The following is an 8,171-nucleotide window of genomic DNA, read 5'->3' as shown; positions in this document are numbered from 1 at the left end:
CCCGAAGACGGGCCGCCCCCGCCACCGGAAGACCTTCCGCCTCCTCCGCAGGACTGGGGACCGCCCGCACCCGATCTGGTGACCAACTGGTCCATGCCGGCGCCGCACGCGCTGCCGCCGGGGATCGTCAACGAGCGCGGCATGCAGGTCAAGACGATCCTCGTCGCGCGCAGCATCAGCGAAGCGTTCCCGCAGATTCACGACATGATCGGGGTGCGTCCCGATGGTCAGCGCTGGCATCCGTCCGGACTGGCCATCGACGTGATGATCCCCAACGCCGGCAGCCCGGAGGGCATCGCGTTGGGAGACCAGATCGTCGCTTACGTCCGGGAGAACGCCGGTCGATTCGCCATGCAGGACGCGATCTGGCGCGGTACCTATTACACACCGGCCGGACCCAGCGGTGGCGGTAACGGCCACTACGACCACGTGCATATCACCACGTTCGGCGGGGGCTACCCCAATGGCAGCGAGGAGTACCTGCGCGAGGAAGCCGGACCGCCCCCGGCCTGACGGCGCCTAATGTGTCTAGCGCACTGAGTCTTTGGCGTTGCCGGCCTGCCACTGCGACCACGGCACGTTCCAGTCGCCGAGGCCCTCGTTGCCGGGCAACAGCGAGCCGATGGTGTTGTTGATCTGCACCACGTCACCGCGTTTGACGTGGTCATAGAACCACAGCGCGTTGCTGGGGCTTACGTTGATGCAGCCGTGGCTGGTGTTGGCGTAGCCCTGGGCTCCCACCGACCACGGCGCCGAGTGCACGAAGATACCGCTGTAGGAGATCTGGGTGGCCCAGTCCACGTCGGTGCGATACCCGTTGGGCGAATTGACCGGTACCCCGTAGGTCGACGAGTCCATGACGATGTGCGCGAAGCGCTCGCCGACGATGTAGGTGCCGTTGTTGGTCGGGGTGCTTTCCTTGCCCATCGAGACCGGCATGGTCTTGGCCACTTCACCGTTGATCCGCACCACCATCGACTTGGTGTCGTCGTCGACGGTGGCGATCACCTCGTCGCCGATGACGAAGTGGCTGGCCGCGTCGTCCTGCCCGTACACCCCGTTGCCCAGATCCACCCCGTAGGTGTTGACCTGTACGTCGACGTTGGTTCCGGGCTTCCAGAAGGCCTGCGGCCGCCAGCGGACCTCACGATTGTTCAGCCAGTAGAACGCGCCCACCACCGGAGGATCGGTGGTGATGGTGATCGCTTTCTCGGCTGCCTCGCGGTCAACGATGTTCTCGTCGAACCGGATCGCCACCGGCTGACCGACGCCGACGACCTCGCCGTCTCGCGGCATGACGTAGGGCATGGTCAGGTTCTGCGGCGAGTGCGTCTGAAACGTCATCTGCCGGCTGGTCACGCCACCGAGGCCTAACGCCTTCGCGTTGACCGTGTAGCGCTTGTTGTAGCCGAGCTGCTCGGATGTCGCCCACGTCAACCCGTCGGCACTGAGCTTGCCGTCGACGATTGCGCCGTACTCGTTGACCATGGTGACCGAATCGAGCACGCCGTCCTCGGCGGTCACGGTCACCGGCGCGTCCACCGCGACCCCGACAGCCTTGTCGGTGACCGACGCAGTGACCTTGGGAATAAGCAGGTCAGCGAAAGGGGTGCCCTTGTCGGTGATGATCTTCGCCGCTTCGGCGTCGGCGCTGCTACCACACGCACTCAAGCTCATTACCGTGGCCGGAACCATCAGCAATGCAGCTGCCCGGGACCCGAACCCCCGGCAGCGTTCCGCCAAACCAACCTGCCCCATGCTTTTCCCACCTGACCGTGCTGATGCTGCTCGCAGGCAGTCTAGTGGGTTATCGAAACTGCCGCTGTGCCGTCCGCAGGAGCGCTCTGACGTCGCGATTTCGTCCCCCGGCGCGGCGCCTGTTATTGTCTCTTTCGCGGTTCTTCACCGCACGGCGCCGTTAGCTCAGTTGGTAGAGCAGCTGACTCTTAATCAGCGGGTCCGGGGTTCGAAACCCTGACGGCGCACTTAGTTCGGACGATGTTAGATACTCCGCTACACCCTCGGGGGTAGCTGACCGTTTCGAAGTCCATTCCCTCCAACGGGCCGCGCTCAGGTCTCCAGCTACCGCATCGCCGCCCCGGGGACCGGCGTCACCGCCATCACACTTTTACCCGGCTAGGTTAGCCTTGCCTATGGTAATGTCTATCAGCGACCTCGCAGACTTCTGCTCTCTAACTCTAGGGTGCAGCTCAGACAACAACTAAGGAGCTACCGTGGATTTCGCCGTCCAACCCAATGCGACCAGGACCAAGACCGGTCTGACGACCCGATTGGCGGCTGCCGGGATTGCTGTTGCGGGAGCCGGCCTGGTGGCTGTTCATCCGGTCGCGCCGGCCGTGCAAGAAGTCCGGCACCAGGCGGTACAGCTGACCGCCGGAATCGAGGGCTTCTTCGGCTGGTCTTCGGTGTTCGAGCGCACCGCGGAGAACCTCAGCACCTTGTTCAACGATGCCAACGTCTTCGATGTGATCGGCCAGCTGGGCAGCAACTGGGTCGACTACGGTCAGCTGATCATCGGCATGGAGGACGTCCCGCTGGACGCCCGCCCGGGCATGGAGCCGCGGTTCGTCACTTCGGGCTTTGCCGGTATCGGTGAGGCGTTCGAGAAGATGATCTTCGGCGTCGAAGGCCAGGATGTGAAATACCCGGGCCTTGAAGTGCTCCTGGAGCGCATGGGCGAGGCTCTCGCCAACGGAAACCCGTTCGAGGCGTTCAACGAACTCAACATCTGGACGCTGTACGGCATTGAGGACATCGGCAAGGCGATGGGCCCGGTGCTGTCCATCCCCGCCCGCGAGGCGGAGAACATGTCGAGTCTGCTCAACGAGTTCATCGGCCCCCTGGACGCGTGGGCCTTCATCAAGGCGGTCAGCCAGACCATGATGGCGCCGATGATCGGCGTCTTCTACCAGCTGACCGAAACCCTGACCAACGTCCTCGGCGGTGACTTCGAAGCGCTCCTGAGTGCCCCCGCGGACCTGGTGAACACGTTGGTCAACGGCTATGTCGTCCCCGAGACGGAAGCTGTCTTCGTGGGCCTGATCAACAACGACAGCATCTTCGACCTGCTGCTGGTGGACTGGCCGGCGCGCGCCGCCGAGGCACTCACGGTGGGCACCGCGGATCTGCCGGTCAATGCCGTGGAAATCCTGCCCGTCCCCGAGATCGACGGCGACCTGTTGTAAGCCCCAGGGTTGCAGCGGTAGAACGCACCGACGGCCGGGAAGGGACACTGAGTCCCCTCCCGGCCGTTTGGCTTCAGTGCGCCACCAGACCCCGTTTCGCGGTCGCGCGCGCAGATCTCAGCGGTTGCGGATTCGGCGAATGGTCAGGATGAGGATCACTCCGCCGACACCGGCCAGCGACGCCATTACCACCGGCTGGGTGACGATCTCGACCGCCCGGGCCTTGGCGCGGTCGGCCAGCCGACGGGGGTTGGCCCGGTCCGCGAGAATATCGACCGTCGACGCCAGCTGCTCGCGGGCCTGATCGATGTCCTTTTTGATCGTGTCGGGATCGCGTTCCGCCACTGTCGTCCTCCCTGTCCGATGCTGACCCTGTCGAACTACCCTAGAGCAGCCGGGGTTCGTCTCAGGCCCCGGCGAGCAGAAAGGGGCAGTTGTTGACCGACACCGCACGCCTGGCGCCCGGCGATGAAGCGCCCGCGTTCAGCCTTCCCGACGCCGACGGCAACACCGTGTCACTGGCCGACTACCGGGGACGGCGGGTCGTCGTCTACTTCTACCCGGCGGCCTCGACCCCCGGCTGCACCAAGCAGGCCTGCGACTTCCGCGACAACCTGCGCGACTTCAACGACGCCGGCCTCGACGTGGTCGGGATCTCCCCCGACAAGCCCGCCAAACTGGCCAAATTCCGCGACGCCGAGGGGTTGACCTTCCCGCTGCTGTCCGACCCGGACCGATCGGTGTTGACGGCCTGGGGCGCCTACGGCGAGAAGAAGATGTACGGCAAGACCGTGCAAGGCGTCATCCGCTCGACGTTCGTCGTCGACGAGCAGGGCAAGATCGCCGAGGCCCAGTACAACGTGCGGGCAACGGGGCACGTCGCGAAACTGCGGCGCGATCTGTCGGTCTGACCCCCGCCCTCGATAAAGGCGAGCGCTCGGCGGCAGCCGGGGGGCGTTGACCGCAGCTCACAACTACTAATTGTGGGCCGACAAGAACAACCCCACTAGTCACGGGCTGGCGGCGGGCGGAGCATTGTTTCCAACGGTCGGGCTTGGGTAGCCGCCGGATCGAGCGACCAACACGGCGCGCTACTCCTACCCCGTTGGAAGGCAGGAAGATGACTGGGCATAGCTGGGCAGTGATCGGAGCGGGACCCGCAGGCATCGCCGCGGTGGGCCGACTGCTCGACCATGGCATCCCCGGGAACGAGATCGTCTGGATCGATCCCGACTTTGCCGCCGGGGACGTCGGCACCAAATGGCGCGCCGTCCCGGGCAACACCCATGTGTCGCTCTTCCTCGACTACTTGAACGGCTCCCCGTCGTTCCGCTTCGCCGAAGCGCCGCACTTTGAGCTGACTGACATCGATCCCGGGCAGACCTGCCCACTCGGCCTGATCGCCGATCCGCTGGTGTGGATCTCCCAACACCTAAACGAGCGGGTCACCGCCCTTCGCACGGTGGCAACCGAGCTCACCCTGCGCAACCGCCACTGGTTGGTGAGCACCCCGGACACCGAGATCGAAGCGAAGAACGTGATTCTGGCCGTCGGCTCGGTTCCCAAGACTCTCTATCACCCCCACCTGCAAGAGATTCCGATCGACGTGGCGCTGAACCCCGACAAGCTCGGACAGCTGGCGTTGGACGATGCCACGGTGGCCGTCTTCGGCTCGTCACACTCATCTATGGTGGCCCTGCCCAACCTGTTGGACACCCGGGTCCGCAAGATCGTCAACTTCTATCGAAGCCCGACGAAATACGCTGTCTACCTAGGTGATCAGATTCTGTTCGACGACACTGGCCTGAAGGGAAATGCCGCAACGTGGGCCCGCGAGAACATCGACGGAACCTTCCCGGAGCGCCTGGAGCGGTATCGGGTCGACGACAAGGAGTTCGCCGAGCAGCTGCAGGCCTGTAGCCACGTTGTCTACACCGTCGGGTTCACCCGGCGGCAGCTCCCCGCGACCCCGCAGTGGGGGGAGCTGGAATACGATCCGGTGACCGGGATCATTGCCCCGGGACTGTTCGGGGTCGGGATTGCCTTCCCCGAGTACGGAATCGACTCGTTCGGATCTGGGCAGTATCGGATCGGACTGATCAAGTTCATGCAGCGGCTCAACAGCGCTCTGCCCCTGTGGTTGCAGTACGGGACATAGCCGAGACGTGCTTCAGCGCGGTGGGTTGGCGCCGCCGATGTGGCTCAACAGGTCCCGGACGGCACCGGCCGGCGGTGTGCGCCCGCCCGCCCAGATCGCCCTGAGATCACGATGCAGGTCCAGTTCCGGTACTTCGACGCTGCGGAGCCGGCCGACCGCAAGGTCATCGGCGACCGCCAACCTGCTCATCACCGCCGGCCCGGCTCCGGCCAGTACGGCCCCACGAACGGCGACCGACGAAGACAGTTCCAATGCCGGACGTGGCTGTGCCACCTCGTGGCCCAAGACCGCACGCAGCGCCGACGTCAGCGAGTCACGCGTTCCCGAACCCTGTTCACGCACGACCAGCGGGGTCTGGCTGAGTTCTGCGGCGGTCACGCCGTTGATGCGACGCGCCCATTTGTGGTCCGGCGGCACGATCACCACGAGTTCGTCGCGCGCAACAACACGGCTTCGAATACCGGTCAGCGCTCCCGGGCTCTCGATGAAGCCCAGGTCCGCCGCTCCGCCTCGCACGCTCGCGATGACCTGCTCGCTGTTGGTGGCGGTCAGAATGACCTCCGGTGCCTGGCGACCGGTTCGCGTGGCGGAAGCCTGCAGTGTCACGATCCAGCGCGGCATCAACTGTTCGGCAACCGTGAGACTCGCAGCCACCTTCATCTTCTTACGGCTGGCGGACCGCAACGAAGCCATCCCGGCGTCGACGTGACTGGCAATATCCAGTAGCTGGTCTGCCCACTCCGTCACGACCGCCCCGGCCGAGGTTAACTGCGAACCACGCGCACTACGGCTCACAAGTCGCACACCGGTCTGGGCCTCCATCGCTGACAGGCGTGCCGAAACCGCCTGCTGCGTCAGCCCCAATTCCCGGCCGGCAGCGCCGAGGCTGCCGGTTCTGGCGATAGCCACCAACATCTCGAACGCCGGCAAATCGGGCATGCGGGGGCTCAGCGCCATCTCCCCATGCAATCACAAATGGCCCTTGTGGGCCCGTCGATCAGGGACCGGTCATCAGGCGGGCTGATCCCCCAGCTTCGCCAGCAGCAGCGCTTCGGCGGTGGCGGCGCGTTCCAACACTCCCAGATGCAGGCTCTCATTGATGCTGTGTGCCTGGGTGCCGGGATCTTCCACCCCGGTGACCAGGATGGTCGCCTGCGGGTAGGCGGCGGCGAACTCGGCGATGAACGGGATGGAACCGCCCATGCCCATGTCGATGGGTTCGACGCCCCACGCCTGGGCGAACGCGGCCCGGGCCGCGTCGTACACCGGGCCCGTGGCGTCGATCGCGTAGGGCTGCCCAACGTCGCCCGGGATGACGGTTAGTTGTGCTCCCCACGGGACGTGTTGCTGCAAATGAGCGGTGAGCGCCTCCAGGTGAGCGGCGGCGTCCCCGCCGGGAGCCACCCGCATGCTGATCTTGGCGCGGGCCCGCGGGATCAGCCTGTTCGACGATGCCGCGATGCTCGTGGTGTCGATACCGATGACGGTGATCGCCGGCTTGGCCCACATCCGCTGCGGCACCGAACCGGAGCCGATCTCGGCCACCCCGTCCAGCAGTCCGGTGTCGACCCGCACGCGCTCGGGTGGGTAGTCGACTGGTGCCGCGGTGCTCTGGTGAAGCCCGGCGACCGCGACATTCCCGTCGTCGTCGTGCAGGCTGGCCAGCAGCCGCACCAGGACGGTCAGCGCGTCGGGCACCACCCCACCCCACAGCCCGGAGTGCAGCCCGTGGTCCAGCGTCGCGACTTCTACTACGCAGTCGGCCAGTCCCCGCAGCGACACCGTCAGCGAGGGGATATCGGTGCTCCAGTTGTCGGAGCCGGCAATCACGATCACGTCGGCGCTCAGCGCGTCGCGGTGCGCGGCGAGCAGTGCCCCCAGCGACGGCGACCCGGATTCCTCCTCGCCTTCGACGAAGACCGTCACACCGACCGGCGGCTGGCCGCCGTGTGCCCGGAATGCCGCCAGATGCGTTGCGATACCGGCCTTGTCGTCGGCGGTGCCGCGGCCGTAGAGGCGCCCGTCGCGTTCGGTGGGTTCGAACGGCGGTGAATCCCACTGCGCCACGTCGCCTTCGGGCTGCACGTCATGGTGCGCGTAGAGCAGCACAGTCGGGGCACCCGGAGGCGGCGGATAGTGCGCGATGACGGCCGGCGCACCGCCTTCGGCGACGATCTGCACCTGCGGGAAACCGGCCTGGCTCAGCAGGTCTGCGACGCGCTGGGCGCTGCGGTGCACCTCGGGTCGTCGCGCGGGGTCGGCCCACACCGACTCGATGCGCACCAGACCCTCCAGGTCAGCCCGCACCGACGGCAGGATGTCGCGGACTCGCTGGATCAGTTCACTAGAACGAGCAGACATAAAAGCACCCTACGACGCGCTATTTGGGGCGCTTTCCCGACTGCTCGGCCGTCAGATCTCCAAGATCGCGACGGCGGCGGCGGTATCGGCCTCGTGGGTCAGCGACACGTGGATCGTGACCTCGGCCAGATGCTGCGCGATCTCACCGGAGAGTCGCACCTTCGGGCGTCCCCACATGTCGGTGACCACCTCGATGTCCCGGTGAATCGCCTCCGGCAACACCGGTTTCTGCGCAAACCGCGAACCGGACCACGCCTTGATCACCGCCTCCTTGGCCGCCCAGCGGGCCGCCAGGTGCCGCGCCGCCGACGAACTTTTGTCGGAGGCGTCGCGCCGCTCCCCGGGGGTGAACGTCTCGGCGAACACCGTCCCGGGTTGGTCGACCTGCTCGGCGAAGTCGGGGATCGACACCAGGTCGATCCCGACACCAACGATGCTCACGCGCC

At 65.9% G+C, this 8,171-nt stretch carries 9 protein-coding genes and 1 tRNA gene; 5 read left to right on the top strand and 5 right to left on the bottom strand.

Annotated features, from left to right (window positions below):
* A partial coding sequence (locus EJK91_RS14575) for a hypothetical protein (protein WP_206430423.1) occupies window positions 1–513 on the top strand: 513 nt, incomplete at its 5' end.
* Window positions 514–528: 15 nt separating this feature from the next.
* Here the strand turns inward: EJK91_RS14575 and EJK91_RS14570 are convergent.
* Entirely contained in the window at window positions 529–1,677 is a 1,149-nt protein-coding gene (locus tag EJK91_RS14570; RefSeq protein ID WP_369797615.1) for a L,D-transpeptidase, read from the bottom strand.
* 235 nt (window positions 1,678–1,912) lie between these two features.
* Between EJK91_RS14570 and EJK91_RS14565 the strand changes: the two genes are divergently transcribed.
* Both EJK91_RS14565 and EJK91_RS14560 read left to right on the top strand, forming a co-directional pair.
* Window positions 1,913–1,985 (top strand) — tRNA-Lys (locus EJK91_RS14565).
* A 249-nt stretch (window positions 1,986–2,234) separates the two neighbouring features.
* Window positions 2,235–3,206, top strand: a complete 972-nt coding sequence (locus EJK91_RS14560) for a hypothetical protein (protein WP_024443494.1) — start codon at window positions 2,235–2,237, stop codon at window positions 3,204–3,206.
* 117 nt (window positions 3,207–3,323) lie between these two features.
* Here the strand turns inward: EJK91_RS14560 and EJK91_RS14555 are convergent, their stop codons facing one another.
* A complete protein-coding gene (locus EJK91_RS14555) occupies window positions 3,324–3,551 on the bottom strand; it encodes a DUF3618 domain-containing protein (protein WP_024443493.1) in 228 nt (75 codons plus the stop codon).
* Between the two features lie 92 nt (window positions 3,552–3,643).
* Between EJK91_RS14555 and bcp the strand changes: the two genes are divergently transcribed.
* Together bcp and EJK91_RS14545 are read left to right on the top strand one after the other, a co-directional pair.
* On the top strand, window positions 3,644–4,117 hold the full coding sequence (gene bcp, locus EJK91_RS14550) for a thioredoxin-dependent thiol peroxidase (RefSeq protein WP_046300342.1): 474 nt from the start codon (window positions 3,644–3,646) through the stop codon (window positions 4,115–4,117).
* A 209-nt stretch (window positions 4,118–4,326) separates the two neighbouring features.
* A complete protein-coding gene (locus tag EJK91_RS14545) occupies window positions 4,327–5,364 on the top strand; it encodes an FAD/NAD(P)-binding protein (RefSeq protein ID WP_125079276.1) in 1,038 nt (345 codons plus the stop codon).
* 12 nt (window positions 5,365–5,376) lie between these two features.
* On the opposite strand, the gene EJK91_RS14540 is transcribed toward EJK91_RS14545, so the two are convergent.
* Genes EJK91_RS14540 through acpS form a run of 3 tightly spaced genes read right to left on the bottom strand, consistent with a single transcriptional unit; the run spans window position 5,377 to window position 8,166 of the window.
* Window positions 5,377–6,321: a LysR family transcriptional regulator gene (locus EJK91_RS14540; protein WP_024443490.1), complete on the bottom strand. Its 945-nt coding sequence runs from the start codon at window positions 6,319–6,321 to the stop codon at window positions 5,377–5,379.
* A gap of 54 nt (window positions 6,322–6,375) precedes the next feature.
* On the bottom strand, window positions 6,376–7,725 hold the full coding sequence (locus tag EJK91_RS14535) for a dipeptidase (RefSeq protein WP_125079275.1): 1,350 nt from the start codon (window positions 7,723–7,725) through the stop codon (window positions 6,376–6,378).
* A 51-nt stretch (window positions 7,726–7,776) separates the two neighbouring features.
* On the bottom strand, window positions 7,777–8,166 hold the full coding sequence (acpS, locus tag EJK91_RS14530; protein ID WP_024443488.1) for a holo-ACP synthase AcpS: 390 nt from the start codon (window positions 8,164–8,166) through the stop codon (window positions 7,777–7,779).
* Between the last annotated feature and the right edge of the window lie 5 nt (window positions 8,167–8,171).

Origin of the sequence: Mycobacterium sp. P7213 (assembly GCF_900604305.1) — a bacterium.
Classification (GTDB): domain Bacteria; phylum Actinomycetota; class Actinomycetes; order Mycobacteriales; family Mycobacteriaceae; genus Mycobacterium.
Note: the sequence above shows the minus strand (reverse complement) of the source record. Positions and strands in the feature narration are given on the sequence as shown.

Coding starts and splice junctions, on each gene's coding strand:
- EJK91_RS14570 (WP_369797615.1), bottom strand. CDS start 1,677: ATGAGCTTGAGTGCGTGTGGTAGCAGCGCCGACGCCGAAGCGGCGAAG.
- EJK91_RS14545 (WP_125079276.1), top strand. CDS start 4,327: ATGACTGGGCATAGCTGGGCAGTGATCGGAGCGGGACCCGCAGGCATC.
- EJK91_RS14540 (WP_024443490.1), bottom strand. CDS start 6,321: ATGGCGCTGAGCCCCCGCATGCCCGATTTGCCGGCGTTCGAGATGTTG.
- EJK91_RS14535 (WP_125079275.1), bottom strand. CDS start 7,725: ATGTCTGCTCGTTCTAGTGAACTGATCCAGCGAGTCCGCGACATCCTG.